At 41.7% G+C, this 21,443-nt stretch carries 14 protein-coding genes and 1 pseudogene; 5 read left to right on the top strand and 10 right to left on the bottom strand.

Annotated features, from left to right (window positions below):
* Nucleotides 1–758: 758 nt before the first annotated feature.
* Together egtC and RMY27_RS28690 are read right to left on the bottom strand one after the other, a co-directional pair.
* The gene (gene egtC / locus RMY27_RS28685; RefSeq protein WP_322668243.1) at nt 759–1,571 is read right to left on the bottom strand and encodes an ergothioneine biosynthesis protein EgtC; all 813 of its coding nucleotides are present in this window, start codon (nt 1,569–1,571) and stop codon (nt 759–761) included.
* A 163-nt stretch (nt 1,572–1,734) separates the two neighbouring features.
* Nucleotides 1,735–2,173, bottom strand: a pseudogene (locus RMY27_RS28690) (protein kinase domain-containing protein); the annotation flags it as partial.
* Between the two features lie 424 nt (nt 2,174–2,597).
* Between RMY27_RS28690 and RMY27_RS28695 the strand changes: the two are divergent.
* Nucleotides 2,598–3,200, top strand: coding sequence for a hypothetical protein (locus RMY27_RS28695; RefSeq protein WP_322668244.1), 603 nt, complete (start codon nt 2,598–2,600; stop codon nt 3,198–3,200).
* A gap of 211 nt (nt 3,201–3,411) precedes the next feature.
* Here RMY27_RS28695 and RMY27_RS28700 read toward each other — a convergent pair whose 3' ends face one another.
* Together RMY27_RS28700 and RMY27_RS28705 are read right to left on the bottom strand one after the other, a co-directional pair.
* On the bottom strand, nt 3,412–4,743 hold the full coding sequence (locus tag RMY27_RS28700; RefSeq protein WP_322668245.1) for a serpin family protein: 1,332 nt from the start codon (nt 4,741–4,743) through the stop codon (nt 3,412–3,414).
* 399 nt (nt 4,744–5,142) lie between these two features.
* On the bottom strand, nt 5,143–6,738 hold the full coding sequence (locus RMY27_RS28705) for a S8 family serine peptidase (RefSeq protein ID WP_322668246.1): 1,596 nt from the start codon (nt 6,736–6,738) through the stop codon (nt 5,143–5,145).
* A 227-nt stretch (nt 6,739–6,965) separates the two neighbouring features.
* Between RMY27_RS28705 and rpe the strand changes: the two genes are divergently transcribed.
* Nucleotides 6,966–7,673: a ribulose-phosphate 3-epimerase gene (gene rpe, locus RMY27_RS28710; RefSeq protein ID WP_322668247.1), complete on the top strand. Its 708-nt coding sequence runs from the start codon at nt 6,966–6,968 to the stop codon at nt 7,671–7,673.
* 873 nt (nt 7,674–8,546) lie between these two features.
* On the opposite strand, the gene RMY27_RS28715 is transcribed toward rpe, so the two are convergent.
* From RMY27_RS28715 to RMY27_RS28730, 4 genes are all read right to left on the bottom strand, one after another.
* Nucleotides 8,547–9,017, bottom strand: coding sequence for a HetP family heterocyst commitment protein (locus tag RMY27_RS28715; RefSeq protein ID WP_322668255.1), 471 nt, complete (start codon nt 9,015–9,017; stop codon nt 8,547–8,549).
* A 980-nt stretch (nt 9,018–9,997) separates the two neighbouring features.
* The gene (locus RMY27_RS28720; protein WP_322668248.1) at nt 9,998–10,345 is read right to left on the bottom strand and encodes a cysteine peptidase family C39 domain-containing protein; all 348 of its coding nucleotides are present in this window, start codon (nt 10,343–10,345) and stop codon (nt 9,998–10,000) included.
* Between the two features lie 218 nt (nt 10,346–10,563).
* A complete protein-coding gene (locus RMY27_RS28725; protein ID WP_322668249.1) occupies nt 10,564–10,725 on the bottom strand; it encodes a hypothetical protein in 162 nt (53 codons plus the stop codon).
* Nucleotides 10,726–10,895: 170 nt separating this feature from the next.
* Nucleotides 10,896–13,325 (bottom strand): GH116 family glycosyl hydrolase, encoded by a 2,430-nt coding sequence (locus RMY27_RS28730; protein ID WP_322668250.1) that lies wholly within the window; start codon nt 13,323–13,325, stop codon nt 10,896–10,898.
* A 341-nt stretch (nt 13,326–13,666) separates the two neighbouring features.
* Between RMY27_RS28730 and RMY27_RS28735 the strand changes: the two genes are divergently transcribed.
* Together RMY27_RS28735 and RMY27_RS28740 are read left to right on the top strand one after the other, a co-directional pair.
* On the top strand, nt 13,667–16,858 hold the full coding sequence (locus RMY27_RS28735) for a WD40 repeat domain-containing protein (protein WP_322668251.1): 3,192 nt from the start codon (nt 13,667–13,669) through the stop codon (nt 16,856–16,858).
* 361 nt (nt 16,859–17,219) lie between these two features.
* The gene (locus RMY27_RS28740; protein WP_292863455.1) at nt 17,220–17,693 is read left to right on the top strand and encodes a hypothetical protein; all 474 of its coding nucleotides are present in this window, start codon (nt 17,220–17,222) and stop codon (nt 17,691–17,693) included.
* On the opposite strand, the gene RMY27_RS28745 is transcribed toward RMY27_RS28740, so the two are convergent.
* Nucleotides 17,675–17,944 carry a hypothetical protein gene (locus tag RMY27_RS28745; protein WP_322668252.1) on the bottom strand — a complete coding sequence of 90 codons (270 nt, stop codon included), beginning with the start codon at nt 17,942–17,944 and terminating at the stop codon, nt 17,675–17,677. The two genes, RMY27_RS28740 and RMY27_RS28745, sit on opposite strands and share 19 nt — an antisense overlap.
* Before the next feature lie 284 nt (nt 17,945–18,228).
* The gene (locus RMY27_RS28750) at nt 18,229–18,606 is read right to left on the bottom strand and encodes a CU044_2847 family protein (RefSeq protein ID WP_322668253.1); all 378 of its coding nucleotides are present in this window, start codon (nt 18,604–18,606) and stop codon (nt 18,229–18,231) included.
* Nucleotides 18,607–18,673: 67 nt separating this feature from the next.
* Here RMY27_RS28750 and RMY27_RS28755 point away from each other — a divergent pair.
* A partial coding sequence (locus RMY27_RS28755) for a caspase family protein (protein ID WP_322668254.1) occupies nt 18,674–21,443 on the top strand: 2,770 nt, incomplete at its 3' end.

The raw sequence follows: 21,443 nt of genomic DNA on the forward strand, positions 1-21,443 counted from the left end.
TACTATTTTTTAGCGATTGCAAAAGTTTTCGGTCTACTGAATTGGATTGAATCAGGCAACAGGGCATTGCTCACTTTGAGGTCTGAGGAAATCATTTGTTTCTCCCTATACTAGTACTCGGCACAATTATAAGTAAGTATGCGATCGCTCCGGCTTGCGTGGGTATGGTGATGGACAGAGTACAAGGGAATACTGCTCGCTTTGTGCATTTTCAACTCGGCATTGGGTTTGGGGAAAAGGTTAAAGGGTAAAGGTTAAAGGTTTTTTCTTTCCCCTTCCCCCCGCCCCTTATCCCCAGAGCAGGGTGGTTTCATACAACCAGAGAAAAATTAAAACTGGGTTTCAAAACCTCTCTCCGTTTCGGGGAGAGGTTTGGAGAGGGGTAAAAAGCCATGCTACAAAATAAGAAATCAAGGCATATGTATTTTTCTTTTTTCGTATGAAACCACCCTGCCTCCCCGCAAGCGGGGAGGGGATTAAGGGGTGGGGTGCAATGACTGTGGAAATCATAACTAATTATGCGGACATGATATGATGATTGCGTCACCGATGACTTGCTAATCCTTCTCTACGAGACGCACTCGCGTTCGCTAAAGTCACCGATAGCGAACGCGAGGAGTTGAAAAACGGATAATGTATGTTGTCTCTCTGACTTGCCTCCAAGTGTTGCCTTTGGGCACAAGCAACAGCAATGCTTGTCTACCATCGCAGCAATTTTAAAGGGAAAAGCTCAATTTCAACAAAATCGCAATGCTTATCTAAACCCCAATAGGAACAAACCTCTCCAATAGGCTAATTGTTGGCTGTAATGACTGGGCTTCAACAAATAGCGCACTTTGCTCACCAAAAGCAGTCCAATTTTGGTTATTGGATAAAGGCTCAGAAGCAACAATAACTTGGTTTGGCTGCTTGAGTTCATCATAAGACCAATAAAGAGTAGGTGCTTGTGTGCGATAAGCATAGCGAATTGCTGCAACTGCTTGACCATCACTGACAATTACATTGGCACTAAAGCTGGTGTCGTGTTCTGATGCTAACTCAGTCAATTTTTGAAGTGTGGTATTTAATGCTGACAACAAAGTGCTGTTTGGAGACGACTGCCACATTTCCACTAGTAGGGCGAAGATGTGTTCAGAGTCAGTTGTGCCTTTAATCAGGCGGTATGTAGAATCAGACAGGCTCTCACGTATTGGTCTACAAAGAGTTTGTTCAAAGTTTGATATCTCGCCATTATGCACAAACAAAAGTTTTCCACTACGAAATGGCTGACAATTGCTAATGTCGAGCGATTCACCTATTCCAGCTAATCGGACATAGCCTAGAGTACAACTGGATTGTACATAGTTGCTCAACTCTTCCAAATTCGGCTCGTTCCACAGCGGGATTGTATTTCGGTAAATGAAGGGTTTACCCACTTCGTCATACCAGCCTACACCTACTCCATCTCCACAAACTACTCCTGATTTTAATTCCAAAGGACTGTAACTTTGTTTGTAGAGCGAATGCTCTTGTTTATACAGCAACTCATCTAAGAGGATGGCGTTACCAAGATAGCCAATTAATCTACACATAAAAAAACGATGTTGCTGAAAGAGTAAGAAAAATCAGTCACAAGCCCCGATAGAAATCGAACCTTTTAACCGGACATTTATTGCAAAGCATTACTAATTTAACAACTATTGTTTATCTTGTGTATGTTTGAACTGTGACTTTAGTCATGGTTTTGTTTATAATTGGTAATAAAGATACAATATTAAAGTCAATTAATTTAACTTCTTTGTTTTCGGGATTAATTAAAATATTATCGGGTTTAATATCTTGATGAATAATCCGCTTTTGGTGGAGTATATCTAAGGTATTGCATAGTAGTGTGATGTCTACGACGGGCTACGCCTACGCTATTTCTAAAAACTGTTGTAAAAAGTCTAGATATGGCGTCCAAATGAAAAGCAAAATCATCTTTGATAGAAATACCTCCAAAGTCTTCCATTACTAACGCATAACCATTTTGATCTACCTCCAGACTATAAGTTGGGATGATTTTGGATGAGTTAAGATTTTTGGCAATAGTGTACTGATTGCAAAATTGTACTAGTTCGTTGAAACTCGGATAAGGATTTTTCAACAGTTTGATTGCTACACCTAATGAGTCAGTTTATCGATAACCTCGATAATCTCAATAAACCAGTGTTCTCGAACCATTAGACTTCTTGCAAAAGTCGGGGTAAAGGTGAGAGGGAAAAGGGTAAAGAAACTCAAAATTCTTTCCCTTTAACATGCACCCTTTTCCCTAAGAGTGCAAAAATATACTTTTGCAAGAGGTCTATTGTAGATTTCTTCAGTTACGTGGTATTTGTTAATACTAATCATATTATCGTTACTTACTCAAGCACTGTGGCATTTTTGCTCCTGAGCCGATGAATATTTTCTAGCTCTGCGATCATAGTCATTTATAATTATGATTTAAAGGATGCAATTGCTATGAAGTAGGTCTTGCTAAAAATATAGAACAGAAGCTAAAGTAATATTTATTCTTTACCTTTGTTTGAGCTTGACTTGTGAATTATACGTTCGCATTAGAAGGATTTTAGAAAACTATGCCAATTAAAAATCACATTAATCTTAATCAAGGATGTTTCCTTAATCCTGCAAATAAACAGATAGTTGTAAATTTAGCCAGTGAAAATATTTTAAATTTAATTACGCAAGAATTAAAAAATCGTTACTCTCCAGAAACTCAAAAAAATCTATTTGAGGAGAGTTCAAAGTTATTACCTAATTTTGTATTTCAAGAATTATTACAACGCCAACAGCAGTTAGTAGATATTAACCCAGATAGTTTAATTGTCGTTAGCTGTCACATAGCAGAGGCAGAAGTCGATGATTTGGGATTTGATTTAAATGTCGAAGTATATTTTGTAGTTGGAGACACAAAAGGTCAAAACCATTTTCGGGCTAATCAAATAGTCCTTTGGTCGAATATATGGGGTGATGAAGAACAGCCTTTTGATTTAGAAGACGAACTAGGTGAACAATTCTGGACAAGTTATCAAATTCAGTTGCTTTTTGATGAAAAAGAGCAGCAAACAATTGAACTGGAACTATCACAAATAGATGATTATGCCGCGAGGTTAGAATTTTCCCCATCACTAAAAAGATTTTCACCATCCATAGTTCCTTTTACGGATAATGACTTCTAAAAATTATTATCTGCATATACAGTAAATGTAAATTAATCATTTACACCAGAATTAAAGAGTCAAAAATCATGAGTAAAACACCGTTTATATCTGAGTAACAGACTTACCTTGTGTACCTCACCAACTTGAAATATGCTGTATATTCACTGGGGATTTTCTTTTTTAGAAGTTCTCTTTGAAAAAGATGAAATCTTCAATCCCTCTTACCTTTTTATTGTGGTTCGATAATTGAACCCATAAACAAAATGTTTCCCGTTTGATTATCCCTAATGGCACAGAAGAAGGGACGATCAACAATCATTCGGAATGGTTCTGGTTCTTGTCTCAAAGATGTTGTTACTATTCCCACTGAAGTAGCAGCAGCCGCTTCGGTGCCTTCTTCGTTTACTTCGACAAAAGTTTTATGCTTAACTTGGCTAATGGCAAAATTTTTACCCATACCAGAAAAATTGGCTTTGTTGCTGAAAGCCTCCTTCATGCCTAAAGTTTTTAAAGCATCATTGAGTGTAATATCGTAATTTGTTTTGAAGCGGGGTAAGCGAATAAACCCTTTTTGGTTGTTGAACTGAGTTATCCATTTTTCCCAGTTCTCAACATTCAAGTTTTGATAAAAGGCTTTGAGGTTAGAATTATTTTTGGGTAAGAAGATATAAAAACTTATCTTACCATCTTGCCCATAAGGTAAACTAACTGCCTGAAATTTATCGCTTTCATAGTATCTATAATCACCTTTCTGTGACATCATTGGGTGTTGTTTTTGCCTACCAGATGTAATGTAAAAAGGGTATGGAGCAGTTTCTTTATTGTCAAACTCGTTAGTCCAATTACCTTTAAAATATATGGCATTAATCAGAAATAATACCTGATCTGGTTCAATTTTTTCAACTATTTCAGTGATTTTGCCATTAGTATTTTCTTTTACCCAGTTATTGATAATACTAGATGCGGCGGCATCTTGAAAGTTTAAATTGCTGGCTTTGGCTTGATAGAAGTCCTGGGTTCTCTTGAGAAAGTCTGGTGCAAAGCTAACATCTTGATTTGCCCAAAGCGAGTTAGCAATATTCAATTGCACTTTCGCATCTGAATTGTCTAAAAGCTGTTTTAATACCGCCGCATAAGAAGAGTTGATTTCTGGTAGATCCATCCCCTGTAATTCTAGGGTTTTTGCCATTGCTTGTTGAGTCGAACCGCTAGCGCCGTTGTAAGTCATAGCAAGAGCGATCGCAATACTTGAAGGTGAGATAAAAACATTTTTCTCACCCCGATCGTTTTTCAGAACTTCTGAAAATAGTTTGAAGCCAAACTTATTGCTAGACTCAACGATTTTTGTATCAGTTTTCGCTGTTTTTTTTTGCAATGGAGTTTCTGGTTGAGGTAAACTAGACTGAGCAAGGGCACTTTTATTACTATCGACCTGAGAACACCCTAATACACTGAATAGAACAACACTTGCAGCTGCCAGAGCATAACGTCTGCCTAGACTCACACCGTAACGTCTTTGCAGGAAATTTTCTTTCGCATCACTCAATTTATGGCGATTCATTCTGCTACCTCACTTGCCAAAGATTCCCGATTTGTGCTCAGAGTTGACGCAGATACTGTGTCAATGACTAACTATTGCATTTACTCCAATAGAAAAATGGGACTGTTACAGTTTTCGTAACAGCAAATTAGTAGCTCAGAGTAATTAAACACAACTTGTGGAGTTGCTAATTCCTTATTGAGACGGCTATACAGACAAGTTATAAAAAATTTTTTTCTTAAAGAATTTTTATCTTTACGTATAAAAGTATTGTAAGCTACGTAATCATAAAATAACCACTTCTGTGAGGTTTTTATAGATCGAATAACGTTTCTCAGAGGCACGAATTCTCGTTCCCATGCTCGGTATGGGAACGAGAAAAACGCTGTAATTTTACACAGATATTTGTGCTACTCTATTTCAATTAATAGGTACACTCCACCAAGCTAAACTGTAGGGTTGAGTTGCTTCATTGAGCTTTTGACGAAACTGGACACGGATTTTGTAATTGCCAGTAGCAGTAACGGGGCAAAAAATATGTTCTACACTATCAATTTGGCTGATTGAGGAGCAAACAGCACCAGCATCAGAATTTTGAGCATCAGCTTTTACTAAGTAGAGGTCAAGATTATTCAAACCGCGATCGCGAAAACTTTCACCTAAGTCATATTGCTGGTTTTTATTTTTATCGTTGAGTTCTACCAATCGATCCCAACTCAGGGTTACAGCAACAAAACTTCCCTGTTTTAACGGTTTTGCTAATATATAGTCAACAAATGCTCCAACATCAACTGTGCGATAATCCCAACCAATAGCCGGCACCGCCGCCGACGCCTGCCATTGACCAGCACTAAATTGCTGATAAGCGCGAAATACATTTAAATGACCCGCTCCCATTTGGGCATCCAAGGGAATCTTTGGATCTTTATAAGCATCAGAATCTAGCCAGTTTTGATTTTGTTTATCAATTAGCGTCCGCGTCATTCCCAACTTTAAGCCATCGCCGCTATCTAAAAGTTTATCTGCTGAATTTAGCAATACAGCTTTCATCACTTGATGACGCCGAGAATCAATGCTCCAGTGGGGTTGTTTTGTCCGCATCTGTCGGTTGGCAAATTCCTGCAACAGAGCAACAGTAGCTGTAACTTGAGGTGTTGCAAAACTTGTACCTGTAACCTTGTTCAATTTGCCATCTGGATTGAGCAAAGGAATATTATTACCAGGAGCAACTAAACTGATAGCGCGACGCCCATCAAGGTCAAATTCTTTTCCAGCTAGTCTTTCATTCACCCCTTGGTTAACACCTGCCAGATTAGCCACGTCCACTTTGTTAAAAACTCCCCCTCGGCGGGATGAAAAAGCCACGTTTATTCCGTTAAAATTATCTGTAGGAATAGGAATGCCGCCTTTTCCTTGGTTGCCAGCGATCGCATACAAAACATCATGAACGCGACTAGACCAGTCAACACATAAAGTTAGCAAAGCATTGCCGTCTAAAGTAGCTTCCGGGCGAGGATCGCGGCTCAGAGGTTCCCCAAAGCTAAAGTTAATCGCACGGAGATCGCCACTATTTTGGAGCGCTATGTGCTGTGCCGATAAGCACTCCTCTGGCTGACCCATGTTTTTAGTCGAACCCACTGCTGATGAATACAATCGCGCTCCCGGCGCAACTCCTGGCAAGGCTTTGTCTTGACTCACCATCACACCGGCAACATTGTAGGCGTGGGGGTCAACACCAGTATTAGACTTAGCTGGGCCATTGCGTAAAAAAACCGCTGCTAAAGATATGGCACGATTTTTAGACACCGCCTTATCCCATCCAAACATTCCCGGCCGGCCAATTTCAACTTGACCAATAGCAATCTTACGACCGATTAAATTATAAGGAGATTTGTGTAGCTTCAGAGCATCAATGCCATTAGTTCCTAGTGCAGATTCTAAAGCTGAAGCAATTACTGGCGCACTCAGACAAGAAGCAGTTAATCCCCAAAATATCCAGGTTAGTTTTTTAGTCATTAGTTATTAGTCATTTGTCATTTGTCATTGGTCATTGGGTATGGTGAAGAGGACAATAAGATAAGGGGATCTAACTTTTGTCCCCTTGTCTCCCCTGCTCCTCTGCTCCCCTGCTCCCTTGCTCCCCTGCTTCCCCACTCCCCAAAAAACCGGGATCGAAATTATGAGTCTTGTTCAATGTTTTGTTACAATGCGTACAGACGAGGACGCTTAAAAACCCACTAGCCATGACCCAAAACCTATCTCAAAAGCCCATTGTAATTTCTCCATCTATCCTATCAGCCGATTTTAGTCGCTTGGGTGACGAAATTCGTGCCGTAGATGCAGCTGGAGCGGATTGGATTCATGTTGATGTCATGGACGGTCGTTTTGTACCTAATATTACGATAGGCCCTCTGATTGTGGAGGCGATTCGTCCGATTACAACCAAGCCACTGGATGTCCATTTGATGATTGTGGAGCCAGAAAAGTACGTAGAGGGATTTGCTAAGGCTGGCGCTGATATTATCTCCGTACACTGCGAGCATAATGCTTCCCCACACTTACACCGCACCTTGGGGCAAATAAAAGAGCTTGGTAAGAAAGCTGGTGTTGTACTTAATCCTGGTACCCCTCTAGAACTAATTGAATATGTTCTAGATTTGTGCGATTTAGTACTAATTATGAGCGTCAACCCTGGTTTTGGTGGTCAAAGCTTTATCCCTGGTGTATTACCCAAAATCCGCGAACTGCGCCAAATGTGTGATGAACGTGGTCTTGACCCCTGGATTGAAGTGGATGGGGGATTGAAGGCAAATAATACCTGGCAAGTTTTGGAAGCGGGAGCCAATGCGATCGTCGCCGGTTCAGCTGTGTTTAACGCAAAAGATTATGCTGAGGCTATTACAGCAATTCGCAACAGCAAGAGTCCTACTCCAGAATTAGCTAAGGTTTAATTCTTTTTTGAATTAACCAATCATTAAATATAAAACCGAAAAAGAATGTAGAGACGTAGTACCGCTACGTCTTTACAAGGGTTCTAGGTTAATTTCACCGAATGTCTAGTCTTCATAAAAAATAAGGTGGGCAATTTGCCCACCTTATTTCTTTTTATATACAGATAAAAAACTGGAAGCTATTCAAGTTTTGAACTTCCAGTAGTGTTATATAAATTGAAAGTTTAGAAACCAAAGATAATCCAGGTTGGGAGGACTAGGATTACAATAGTCGAAAGAGAAGCGTATGAGCTACTAGTTCTACCAGCCAAGGACAACAATTTCACCGTAACTTTTCTATTTCTGTTCCTGGAATTGATGTTAAGCGTTTGCTTTATTAACTAAAGCAACACCAACCACAGGATAGAAAGTTTTATCAGCATTACTCGCACCGTCTGCAGTCAGTGAAAGCTGTGTAAAATTTGGATTGGGGGAATCCACCTCGCCAAATTCTCTTTGCTTAGACTTCCTCAGAAAAAGAACCACCACTAGCAACGGTTAGATTATTGGTCTTGGTTTAGGAGTTATTTACTCCATGAAATGCTGATTACTTTTGTAATCAGTTTGATTTATTTCATAGTCAGAACTAATCGTTGATTTTATTTTTTAAATTAACTTGCTTGCCAAATCACCTCTATTTTAGTTTAAATTTAGTTGTTATTAGTTTACCAATATCATTAGTATATATTTGCCATTTTGGCAGATTTCTACAAAAAATTATCAAATTAATTACTGCTATAGAAAACCTGTCATGCTATCAATTTTAAATTAGCATAACAGGCTTTCAGATAATCAATCAACTTTAGCGCAGAATCTATTAATTCCAAATACTTTTTAATTGAATCCACAGGATTTCAAGGAAATGTCTTGAACATTTTCTGCTTTTAATGGCGATTTGCTTGATTGATGCTCGCTAATTTGCTGTGTCAATCTCTGGTCTAAACTACCAGCACGCATTTCTGCTTTTTGCTTCCTAACTACTTCTAGATAAGCTACGTCTTTAATTTTGCTTAAGCAGCTTGATGAAACATTATTATCAGACTTGGAATTATGAGTATGTTTTAGCATATTTAGATTTTCACTTTGCTGTTGTTTTGTCCTATCTGCTTGAGAGTTCTCTTTGAGCAATCGATTGTAGGTGCGATATGGAATGTAATGCAGAGGATTATAACCACCAAATCGCAACATTAAAACACATGCCCAGGAATACTTTCCAGCAAGAATTGCTTCAACTACTTTGTCAAATTGTTGAGCTTTCACTGTCTTATCTAAGTTACTACTAATACCAGCAACATCTTGATTCATCATAGTGGTTAGTTATTTTTGGTGAAGTAAACTATTTTCTTCTCTGCGATTGTTGATGTTTCAATTGAGGTGTACAGACTACACTAGCCTTTTTGCAAATCTTGAATTGCTTGTGGCAAATTATCAGCAGCGGAGCGGTGTTTGATGTTTAGAAGGGATAAAAATCCATAAGTAAATAAACTTTATTGGTTCACACGCTTATATTTCTTACTACTGTTGGATTAGGCAATTTCCGGGAAGTTTGCATATTTTTTTAGACTAAGAGAGAAAATCTATTTATCTTTGAGCGTTAGCAACACCATTCGTATTTATACTATTTTTTGTGGTTGATGTCATCTACTAATCTAGTATATTTATAGGTAAAATTTACTGAATATATTCCTATACTTACTTGTGTATTGTGCAGCTTTTAGTTTTGTCCTCTTTTGCTAATTCTTCAGGGGGTCTTACCCCTCACCCGATCTTATTTTAAAACCTTTATTATTGTCGAGTAACTAAAAAACAATACCATTAAATAGAATGTAAAACAACTTGTAAAAATATTAGCAGATAGAAAATAAAACCTTACATGGCAATAGGATTGAACTTATTTTTCAATAAGTTTGATTAGACAAGGATACTTATTAGACTTGTCTTTATTGGCTTGCAATGACTACAGATTTAGCGGATCTAAATATAATCGCTGTCAACTGATTGCGAAGATTTCATAACGAGCAGCCAGTCATTATAAAATAGACCAGTTGTAAAATAAAATTCCTGTTTGGGGATAATATAAGTAGAGAGTTATAACAAGCCTTGATTGAGTCAATCAAAAAATCCCCAAATCGATAAATTTACTCGAAAATTGTCGCAGGCTAAGTCTGTACAATATTAAAGAATTTAAGAATAGATATAAAGCTAATTAACACAGAATATTGTTAAGTTGATTAAGCAAAAAATTATATATGAGATGAATATTTAACAGATTTATAAAATTGAGATTACAAATGTAGGGCAATTGGGCTAAATGGTGGCACAAGATCAAAAATCAATATGCGATCGCCTTTATCTCTCCAGACAACTACACAATGAATTACTTGACAATGAGCTATCCACGGGTTATAGTATGAGTCCACCTTGCTAAGACTCCCCCTAACTGATAACGCTTCATATCCTAAAGTTTGGGCTGTTTCTGTTAAAGGCTGGTGAAATTCACTTGTAGGACTTGCTGGCGTTGAGTTACGCAAACTGTAGAGGTTTAAGCGTATTTTCAAGTATTGGCTAATCATTGCCAAAGACCCAGCACCACAATCTGAATTAACTTTGCTGTTGAGTAAAGGAATAGGCACGTCATAACCTAGCTTTTGATTGTGAACGTAGTCTGGGAACTATTAGCAATATTTATGGCTAAAGCTAGTAATATTTGCATTTTTTGAAACAGTAGTCTTAAATTCTCAATGCTTCAACTCTTACCATTACTGAAATTTTCCTTCGCTTCCGGAAACACTCGGAAAATAAAATCACAGATATAAAGTCTGGTTTCTCAGATGAAGACAGGTTAAATTTGCTAGGGACGCACATCTGTGGTAGGTGTAAACTTAAGGTAGAAGTTAGGTAAGAGTAAGGGTTCTATGCCCTCATCCCCTAACCCCTTCTCCCATATTGAGAGAAAGGGAACTGGAGAATTTGCTCCTCTGGCAATGTTGGGAGAGGGGCTGGGTAAACTCATACAATCAGAAGATTTCAGCTTACAGCAGTTTTCATGTATTTGAACCACACGGTAGAGGCACAAGGCCTTGCGCCCCTACCGTGTGGTCTATTTATCTGAAAATAGCTGTAAGTTGACACCCATGACATCTACGTGTTTTGCGTCAAAACGAGAACCGCTTTGATAGTCAATCAATTAATAACTAAGTAAATTCCCCAAATCGCCATTGGCCGCAGGTAAGTGCTAGCGCGAAAAGTACCAGTTGCGGTGATAGCTTCTGGCGTGCGAAATTGCAGACCATTTTCATAAATTTGCTGCACCACAGCTTGCGTCAACCTCAACGCTTCATCCTTCATTCCCATCTGCACGAGAAAAGCCGCTAGCCCAAAGTTTATCCCCGTCCAAACTTCTAAGGGATGAGTAGCTTTGGGATTTTCTGGTGAACCATCACGACGAACACCATTAGCAGCACCAAACTCACCATTACAGAATTTCAAAAAGCAAGCGTCATAAACAGTTTTCAGCGCTGAAAGGGCGCGATCGCTCGGTACAATATCAGGTAAGTCCAGCAGACGAGCATAAAACTGTCCGCACAATTGATCTGCCATTACCACATCGGAACCACTTTTACTATCTAGTCGGTAATATTCCCCATTCCAAAGTTTTTCTTGGTAAATAGGAAGAGATTGTTGTAACCAAGTTTCATAAGTGGATTTTTGCGCTGCCAACTCTGTTGTGTTACCTGTCTGGTAAGTTAATAAAATATCGCTGATTGCGATCGCAGCTTCTAACGCTGCCAACCACAACCCACCACAATAGGCGCTGACACCTTGTAATCGCCAATCATCAAAAGTTTGGTCAGGCGCACCAGAATTTTCCGGAATCCCATCGCCGTCGAGGTCAAAAGTTTTCAGGTAGTCGAGAGTTTGAACGATCGCATTCCAGCAATCTGCCAAGAATTCCACATCATCAGCACCCGTGAGTAAAAAATCACGGTATACTTGCAAGACAAAATCACTACCTAAATCTTTCCATAAATTACAGTCTTGATAGCTGGTGTAGTTAGTTTTTTCCCAAACGTGTTCGTTGGGTGCGCCTAAATCGTGGGGTGTTGCACCTGCAACTTTGCGAACTGCAATCGGGCTTTCGGCCTTAATTGTCATGTAATAGCCAATTATTCGGGGAGTATCATCACTTTGAGGAATCGCCCGTGCAAATGCCCGAATCACCGACTTTTCTAATTCTGGAAACAGCATCAGCAGCGCAAAAGAGCCATACAACCGTACATCTAGACTTTCATACCAACGGTAATCTAAGCACTCCAGCACCGCAAACTGACCGATGGGGTCAAGTTCTGATGCAGCACTCCAGAGAGTACCGCCGCTAGTAAGGTCGTAAAGCTCATTAAATAGAGCCATTTTAAACCAGTTGGGTAAATCTTCCCGGTCGAGAATGGGTTTTTGCCAACTTTGAATTTGCGATCGCCAGGTTTGGTATTCTTGTAATGCAGTGGATGCGATCGCCCAAGCGTTGTTGCCATTTTTACCAAAAAAATCTGTATATCTGCGGTAGTAGTTGACTCCAGCCGCAAATTCTGTGATTGGCAAATCCCAAGCGACAACAAAGGGAATTTCCAGAGTTTCGCCTGGTTGGAGAGTGAAACGGATTGCGATGCCTGCGGCCGGCGTAGCGATCGCAGCCCCGATTTGTGTATTCTCTGTTGCTGGAGTAGTATCAACATAATTGGGCAAAGAGCCATTTTGAGCAAAGCTTTGCCATACCTCATCACCCGTACCTTCCGGATTCCAGCGGCTATGATGAAATACTTCCACCTGTGGATGTTTCAGCGTCGCAATGCACCAAGTTCCGTCGCCTTCTTGCAAAGGTTCATTACTACCAACCCGACCTAAAACACAGCCAAACTGTTGTGTATTTTCAACTATCTGATTGTAGTTTCCTTGACTTTCGCCCCAGCGCGGTTGATATTCGTAAACCGGACTACCATCATCACGCACCCGCACTTCGGGAGATTTGAGAGCATTTGTAAACCAGCCCACCATATTTTGCCAAGTGAGCATAATGCTGAGAGTAATCGGTGTATCTGTCGGGTTGTGGGCATTCCAGAGGAATGTTGCCACAGGGTAGCTAGTTTCTTGGTAATTGCCTGCCCAGACAGGGGAAAATTGCTCACAAGTCAACTGTGCTTGAAATACATTTTCATATACAAACCAGCTACGTGGATATAGCGCGTGATAATTGCCCGTCCCCTCTGTGTTGGGAGTTGTCGGATACCATTGCCACCCTTTGAGAGTACCATCATCGGGCGCTTGGGTAGATAAAGCGTAGGCTTGGGAAGATGTGCTATTGGATTCAAACACACTAAATTGACAAGCCGGAACGTTTTTGAAGGTATGCTCACCGCCGTCGATGTGCCACAGGTTAAAGTCTCCCCGTGAAGAACGACCGATGCAACCTGCACCAAAGCCGCCTAAAGGCATACCATGCCAAGGGCCATCATCAATATTACTTGCATAGCGGACGGTATAAGGTTTGTCCCAGCCTAAACCGATGGGACGGCTCCAAGTGCAAGAGGGAATTTCTGGAGAGAGTTGATTTGTCATCGCCTAATGTTACAGCGTGCAGTTACGTCAATGAAGACTAGCGCGATGTGAGATTTTTCTCAAGGTAATAGCACGGTAATGCCCATTGGTGTCAACTTAATCTGAAATTTTCTAACTGGTCGTAGCCCGCCCTTAGACATTGCTGCCGTAATTACTACTGAACTACAAGGTATAGAGCTTATCCCAGTCACTAAGACTTTAATATTGTGCTTCTACCGGGTGTTACTCAACTGCTACTTGAACTTTAAATCTAGAGTTTTTAACTCTAGTGGGTAAATAACTCGTTAATTTGGGTATTTTAAAGCACAGAGGTAATTTTCTCAATAGTTTTAACAAAACAGATGACACAATACGCCCTTTTAGTCGAAATTGCTCAGAATGACAACAGTTTTGGCAGCCTGACTAAACCTATTGATGATGCAGAAGCTGTGGTTAACACAGAAAAATTTTTGCTGGTGGTAGATGAGTTTGAGAAAGTATTTACAGTTTGTATAGATAAGGAAGAACGGCAGAGATTTATTGAACTACTGACTGGGGTAGTAGAAATTCATGATTCGCGGTTAGCAGTTGTAATTACTATGCGAGGTGATTTTCTAGAATCCTGTTTAGATAATCCTTCTCTGACTCACCTGATTCAAACCCCAGTAGTTGTTATACCGCCTTTAACTGGAGTTGATTTCAAAGAGACAATCGCCAAACCTACCCAGTTTCAGGTTCATAGTCTTGAAGAAGCAGGAGCATTAAAAATTCTCCAAAATCTTCAACAAGAACCAGGGAATTTACCATTGTTAGAGTTTGCCTTAACTAAACTCTGGGAGAAACGCGAGCAAAAGAAACATCAACTTACCCAAGAAGAGTATGAGAAGTTAGGAGGATTAACTGCGGTGTTAAATCTCCATGCAGAAAATGTTTATCACTATCAAGATTATGAGAAAGAATCCCCAACCCAAGAACGTAGTCAACAAGAAAAAGAATGGATTAAGCAGATTTTTCTGCGGTTAGTGCGAACCGGAGAGGGAGAAAAGGATACCCGACAGCGCCAACCAAAAGCCACATTATTAAATATTGCAGGTGATGATACCAATCAACAGCAACAACTTAGTGAGTTATTAGATGGTGAAGCGGGATTGATTAAGGGACGCTTATTAATTACTGAGAAAGATGAAAAAGGAGAAGTCTGGATTGATTTAGCCCATGAAGCTTTAATTGAAAGTTGGCAGCAGTTTGCCCAGTGGCGACAACAAGACCGAGACTTGCGACCGTTGAGCGAGACATTAGAAAATACGCGACGGGAATGGTTGAACGAAAGGCCGGATGACAAATATTTAATGCAAAAGGGATTGCTGGTCCAAGTGAGGGATAGCTGGCAACAATTGCAGCCTGATTTGCAATCACCCCAACAAGATGAGGATTTTTACCAGCGCAGTGATGCCGACGACAAAGACCGGATTGCCGAGATGGAAAGGGCGCTTACTGAATCCCAGTTACGAGAAAAAGCGGCTAAAGTAGATGATTTATTGCCCTTACAACCCCTAGATAGTCTAGTTTTAGCAATTCAAGCTATGGGGGAGAATCAAGAGAAACTACCCCAGCAGATTCTTGCATCAATTCAGAACAGTTTGAATCGGGTGGTGAATAAAGCAAGAGTCTTGATTCCCTTCTGTGGTCATGAAGGTAATGTCTCTCCTGTCGCCATCAGTGGCGATGGGCAGACGATTGTCAGTGGCGGTGCTGACGGCACTGTGCGGTTGTGGAATTACCAAGGTCTTGCCTTAGCTGAACCTTTGCATGGTCATCAGGGTTATGTTAATTCTGTCGCCATCAGTAGCGATGGGCAGACGATTGTCAGTGGCGGTGCTGACGGCACTGTGCGGTTGTGGAATTACCAAGGTCTTGCCTTAGCTGAACCTTTGCATGGTCATCAGGGTTATGTCTCTTCTGTCGCTATCAGTGCTGATGGGCAGACGATTGTTAGTGGCGGTGCTGACGGTATGGTGCGGTTATGGAACCGCCAAGGTCTTTCCTTAGCTGAACCTTTGCGTGGTCATCAGGGTTATGTTAATTCTGTCGCTATCAGTGCTGATGGACAGACGATTGTCAGTGGCGGTGCTGACGGCACTGTGCGGTTGTGGAACCGCCAAGGTTTTCCCTTAGTTAAACCATTGCGTGGGGATAAAAATGATGTCTTTTCTGTTGCCATCAGTGCCGATGGGCAGACGATTGCCAGTGGCGGTGCCGACGGGATGGTGCGGTTGTGGAATTCCCAAGGTCTTCTCTTGGCTGAACCTTTGTATGGTCATGAGGGGAATGTGAGGTCTGTAGCCATCAGCGCCAATGGACAGAACATTGTCAGTGGCGGTGCTGATGGTACGGTGCGGTTGTGGAATCGCCAAGGTCTTTCCTTAGCTGAACCTTTGCGCGGTCATCAGGGTAATGTCTCTTCTGTCGCCATCAGCACCGATGGGCAGACGATTGTCAGTGGCAGTGATCGCGGCACTGTGCGGTTGTGGAATCGCCAAGGTATTCCCTTAACTGAACCTTTGCGTGGTCATGAAGGCAATATTAGGTCTGTTGCTATCAGCACTAATGGTCAGACAATTGCTAGTGGTGGTACTGACGGCACAGTGCGGTTTTGGAACCACCAAGGTATTCCCTTAACTGAACCTTTGCGCGGTCATAAGGGTTGGGTCTATTCTGTCGCCATTAGCCCCGATGGTCAGACGATTGTCAGTGGCGGTACTGACGGCATGGTGCGGTTGTGGAACCACCAAGGTCTTGCCTTAACTGAACCTTTGCGCGGTCATGAGGGTTGGGTTTATTCTGTCGCTATCAGTACCGATGGGCAGACGATTGTCAGCAGTGGTAGTGACGGTACTGTGCGTTTGTGGAATAGTCAAGGTCTTGCCTTAGCTGAACCTTTGCGTGGTCATCAGGGTTATGTCAATTCTGTCGCCATCAGTGCTGATGGGCAGACAATTGTTAGTGGCGGTGATGACGGCACGGTAAGGTTGTGGAATAGTCAAGGTTTTGCCTTAGCTGAACCTTTGTGCGGTCATAAAGGTTTTGTCAATTCTGTTGCCATTAGCGCCGATGGGCAGACGATTGTTAGTGGCGGTACTGATGGCACTGTGCGTTTGTGGAATCTGCAAGGTCTTGCTTTAGCTGAACCTTTGCGTGGTCATAAAGGTTTTGTCAATTCTGTTGCCATTAGCGCTGATGGGCAGACGATTGTTAGTGGCGGTGATGACGGCACTGTGCGGTTGTGGAACCTGCAAGGTCTTCCCTTGGCTGAACCTTTACGTGGTCATGAGGGTTGGGTTTATTCTGTTGCCATTAGCGCTGATGGGCAGACGATTGTTAGCGGCGGTGAAGATGGCACTGTACGGTTGTGGCGCGGTGATTGGCGTGCATGGTTGCAAGTTTGTTGTGACAGGTTACGTTACCATCCCGTCTTCACCAATCCGCAAACAGAGGAAGCAAAAGCCGCCTGCGAAACCTGCCAAAAATATGTTTGGAGTAAAGTCAGCGGGTAAAAACACGGCATTACTGTGCCTCTAAGAAGGTCTGCACTCGACTAAATTGCAAGCGGCTATCAAAGCAGTAACTAAAGAAAGGAGAATACGAAAAAGAGACTTATTATCTTCTCCATTTAGGCTCAGAACTCCAGTTTTCACCTTCAAAACTTGGAAGTTCATGCTCAAAACTCGGAATTTTATGTTCACAACTGCAACAGCCGAGATCCAAGGGTAAATTATGGTGAGTGAAAAGCTTAGGCGTAACCCGCACTTTGACAAAGCTCACCCTTTGTCCTTGGAATTTTTATTAGTGTTATTTAAATTTAACTGGTATATGTGGGCACTCTAAAATTAAGTAACATACTGGAGACTAATTTCTATGTCCACAGCCCCAATCAGTGCAACACTAGCGCAATCAGATAGAGATGCTGTGTTGCAAGCGATCGCCACCATTAAAGACAAATTACCATTTTTGATTGATTTAAGTAACGAGGAGCGGAAAGCTTTACCCAAGATGGGAGATAAAAGCCGCGCCTTTGTTAGTAAAGCATTAGAGGTGGCGACACAGAACCCAGAGTTTTTACCGCGATCGTTTGACCTTAATGAGATGCGGAAAGACGTACAATTATTTGAAGCTTTGTATCCAGTACTGCTGTCTTTGTCGCAATTACAAGAGTTGCTAGATGATACATCTATAGCAGTGGGAAGTGAAGCTTATGCAGCCGCGTTGCAGGTGTATAACTATGCCAAAGCTAGTGGACAAGGCGCTGGTTTAGATGGAGTAGTTGAGGAAATGGGGCAAAGGTTCGCCCGTAAATCTCGGAAGTCCAAGCCTCAAGCCGCAGCCTTGTAGAAAATAGCTCGGCGATGTCTACGACGGGCTACGCCTACGCACTTCTTAGGTGCAATGTTGAGGCTCAGAACTCGGATGTTGGAGTAAATTGCTCGGCGTTCCGAGTTCTGAACTCTAAGTTTCAACCTCAGAACTCGGAGTTTCATGCTTACAACAGCAACATCTGAGATCCAAAGGTGAATGATGGTGAAAAAAAGGCGATCGCTCTCCCTTTGAACTCGGAACTTCGTGTTTTGAACAGTAACAGCCAAGATTCAAGGGTGAATTATGGTGAGTGAAAGGTGTAGGCGTAGCTCGCCCTTAGAGGATGTTTGAAAAGTATTTTTGGTAACTTCTAGACCTCGGAAACCTAACCCCCCTAGCCCCCCTTCCCTTGTAGAGAAGGGGGGTTTTAAAGCCTCTCTCCGTTTCGGGGAGAGGTTTGGAGAGGGGTCTCTGGTATACTTTACGATTTTTCAACCAACCTCTTAGACATCACTTCCATAATTATTAGCAGAGTTGAAGGTATAAAGCTTATCTTTGCTGAAGCAAAACCTTAAGTGCTGGAATTTTGCTTATTTTCAGGAAACTTACACTTCACCTCAATTTCAAAATTACTCTCCGCCGAACCTTCAGTTACGAAGGGGATACCAGTTTTTCCGCCTATCTTCAAGCCAAACTTCAGAGTCACCTCTTCGACTTCAGCAGCACCTAAATTTTTAAAAGCGCCAATGGCATATTTGGTATAAGCTCGAATTTGATGGTGAACTTCCTCAATCTTGACAAATGCCTCTTCTCGAAAGCCGTAGGATTCTTTCTCCTCATCAACCTCCGGTGTGACAACTTCTGGTATATTTGGCGTTTCCTTTGACTCGAACAGAATTGTATAGATTTCTCCGTCTTCTTCAAAGACTAAACGTTCTATGTTCGACATCAAGCCCTCAGAGTTTAGGTGTATTTAAGTTATCTTATTCTGTAACAGACAATTTAAATACGTATAGATGGCTCGTTACGCGCTTGTAGTTGGCATTACAGATTATACAAATCAGCTTTCCAATCTCACAAAACCAGTTACGGATGCCGAAGCAGTGGCGCAAGTACTAAAAGCGCATGGTGATTTTGAGGATATCGTTGTTCTCAAAGGGAAAGTTAGTACAACTAAGTTGGCTGAAGCTTTCAAAACACTTTTGCAACAACAAGCAGTTAAAAACGAAGCGCTAATTTACTTTACAGGGCATGGCATCACCGTTTCTGACAGCTTAGGAACACAACAAGCATATCTAGCAACCTCTGACTTGACAATTGTCACTCAAGGCAAGCAAATTATTGAACAAACAGGCGGGATTAGTCTTTTAAGTCTCAACAATTTAATTGCAAAATCCAACTTGAGTAGTTTAGTAGTGCTGTTAGATTGCTGTCACAGTGGTTATTTTTTGGAAAACAATCTGCTCAAAACAACTCTTACCGCCTTTAATTTAGAAAGCGATTACTACTTTATTGCAGCTTGCAGACCTTTTCAAGAAGCCTATGCCAACAAAAAGGCACAACACAGTATTTTTTCAACTGCTTTGCTGGCTGGGTTGTCACCAGAGAAGGCTAATAAGCATGGACAGGTGACAAGTGTTGATCTGTTCGCTAGTATTAGCGCCGAACTTAAAGGTAGTGGTCAACAACCGATTCAATTAGGTTGGGGAAGTTCGATTACTTTAGTTAGCTACAAGCATCAAACACAAGCTGAAACCTTTGAAGTCAAAGATGAATGTCCTTACCAAGGTTTAAAAGCCTTTGAAGCGGAACAAAAACAGTTTTTCTTTGGGCGCAAGCAGGTTGTAAGGAAGATTCTGGGGAAACTGGCACAAAAGCCCCTTGTCCCGATTATTGGCCCTTCCGGGAGTGGTAAATCTTCTGTAGTTCAAGCGGGTTTAATTCCAGAATTAGATGATAGAGTCTGGCAAATTTTACCGCCAATCAAGCCAGGATTTCAGCCGTTGCAGGAATTGAGAGCAGTTTTGAAAGCATTTTTTCCAGGGGCGAGAAAAGAAAAATTGCTGTGGGAGTTGATTACTAATGAACCGAATCCTTTACCTGTAATTCTGGAGCATCTCACAGGTGCAGAAAAATTTTTATTGGTAGTAGACCAGTTTGAGGAATTATTTACTGTCTCTGTTGCTGAAGAAAAGCAGAGATTTATTGAATTGCTGACTCAGGTAGTAGAGATGACCGATTCGCGGTTGGCGGTTGTGATTACCATGCGATCGGATTTTCTCGAACCATGTTCAGACTATCCCTCTTTAAATAAATTGATTGAAAATCAGCTTGTTTTGATACCTCGTATAACTGGAATTGATTTAAAAGAGACAATAACCGAACCTGCTAAACTTCAAGGCCATAGTGTTGAAGAAGGACTATTACTGAAAATTTTAGAAGATGTTGGTAAAGAACCGGGATACTTGCCGTTGATGGAGTTTGCTTTAACTAGACTCTGGGAAAAACGCGACCAACAAAAGCATCAACTCACCCTAGAACAGTATGAAAACTTCCAAGGATTGACAGGGGCGCTAAATTTTCATGCAGAAAATGTTTATCTTTACGAAGATTATCAGCGTGATTCCCCGACTCAAAAACGAAATGAACAGGAGAAGGACTGGATTGGGCAAATTTTCCTGCGATTAGTGCGAACGGGAGAGGGAGAAAAGGATACGCGACAGCGCCAACCAAAAATTGAACTGTTAGCCATTGCTGGTAATGAGCAAGAAAAGCAGGAAGCATTAAGTGAATTGCTAGATGAAGGATTGGTGAAAGGACGTTTGCTGGTTGCTGGGAAAGATGAACAAGGAAAAGCTTGGATTGACTTAGCCCATGAAGCTTTAATTGAGAGTTGGCAGAGGTTTGTCCAATGGCGACAACAAGACCCAGATTTGCGGTGGTTGCGTGATAGGTTAGCAGATGCTTTACGCGAGTGGGAAAACAAAGGGGAGAATGAAAAATACTTAATCCAAGGGGGATTGCTGGCAGAGGTGCGGGAAAATTGGGAAAAGCTAGAGTTATTATCATCACCTCAAGCGAAGAATTTTTATCAACGCAGTGATGCTTATGAAGAAAAACGGAGTGCTGAACGGCAAGTTGCTTACAGAGTCCGCATTGAAAAGTTGTTGCAAGATAAAACAGCAGCTATCAAGAACATACTCCCTGTCCAACCCCTCACAGCTTCGGTTATGGCAATACAAGTCATAGGTGAGAATCTGGAGAAAATGCCAGAGCAAATTCTCACTTCAGTTCAGAATAGCCTGCAACAAGCGATGGAGGTCTTAACTCCTTTCCGTGGTCATCAGGGTGGGGTTTCTTCTGTCGCCATTAGCCCGGATGGGCAGACGATTGTCAGTGGGGGTGAAGACGGCAGAGTGCGGTTGTGGAATTTCCAAGGTCAGCCCTTGGCTGAACCCTTCCGTAGTCATCATGGTGGAGTTTCTTCTGTCGCCATTAGCCCGGATGGGCAGACGATTGTCAGTGGCGGTAGTGACGGCAGAGTGCGGTTGTGGAATTTCCAAGGTCAGCTCTTGGCTGAACCCTTCCGTAGTCATTATGGTGGGGTTTCTTCTGTCGCCATTAGCCCGGATGGGCAGACGATTGTCAGTGGGGGTGGTGACGGCAGAGTGCGGTTGTGGAATTTCCAAGGTCAGCTCTTGGCTGAACCCTTCCGTAGTCATTATGGTGGGGTTTCTTCTGTCGCCATTAGCCCGGATGGGCAGACGATTGTCAGTGGGGGTGGTG

This window comes from Nostoc sp. DedQUE09 (assembly GCF_034530915.1).
Lineage (GTDB): Bacteria > Cyanobacteriota > Cyanobacteriia > Cyanobacteriales > Nostocaceae > Nostoc.